Consider the following 851-nt stretch of genomic DNA (forward strand, 5'->3'; position numbering starts at 1 on the left):
AAGACGATGGGCAAGCCGGTATCGCCAAGAGGGCGAAGCAGGCATGGTCGATCGCTCCTCGCGCCCACGCTCTTGTCCGCGCCAGCTGAGCCAGCGCCGGGAACGGCGCATCCTGGGGTTACGGGTCGCCCGGCGGTGGGGACCGGCCCGGATCGCCTACCACCTCGGGCTGAACCCCTCGACGGTGCACAAGGTGCTGCAGCGCTATCGCTGCCCGCGGCTGAAGTGGACCGACCCGGCCACCGGGATCCGGACCAAGACCTCGCGGGCCGACAAGCACAGCTACGAACACGCGGCCCCGGGCGACCTGGTCCACATCGATGTCAAGAAACTCGGCCGGATCCCCGACGGTGGCGGCTGGCGGTTCCGTGGCCGCGTAGAAGGCTCGGCGAACAAGAAGCGGAAGCCAGCCGGGTACGCCTTCTTGCACCACGCGGTCGATGACCACTCCCGACTGGTCTACTCCGAGATCCACGCCGATGAGAAGAAGGAGACCGCGGTCGCATTCTGGCGCCGTGCCAGGGTCTGGTTCGCCCGTCGCGGGATCACGATCCGCGCCGTGCTGACCGACAACGGCAACGCCTACCGATCCAAGTTGTGGGCCAAAGCCTTGGGCAAGCGCGTCAAGCACCGCCGCACCCGCCCCTACCGCCCCCAGACCAACGGCAAGGTCGAACGCTTCAACCGGACCCTGCTCGAGGAATGGGCCTACGCCCGCGAGTACCGATCAGAAGCCGAACGCGCAGCCGCCTACCCCGACTGGCTCCATCACTACAATCACCACCGCGGCCACACCGCACTCAAAGGCAAGTCACCCGCCGACCGCGTGCCCAACCTGTCCGGACAGAACA

At 67.5% G+C, this 851-nt stretch carries 1 protein-coding gene; it reads left to right on the top strand.

The window, feature by feature from the left end; all coding sequences use genetic code 11:
* The coding region (locus CF8_RS19945) for an IS481 family transposase (RefSeq protein WP_156887345.1) at nt 1–851 on the top strand (851 nt) is incomplete at both ends.

The sequence above is a fragment of the Nocardioides sp. CF8 genome (assembly GCF_000389985.1).
Lineage (GTDB): Bacteria > Actinomycetota > Actinomycetes > Propionibacteriales > Nocardioidaceae > Nocardioides > Nocardioides allogilvus.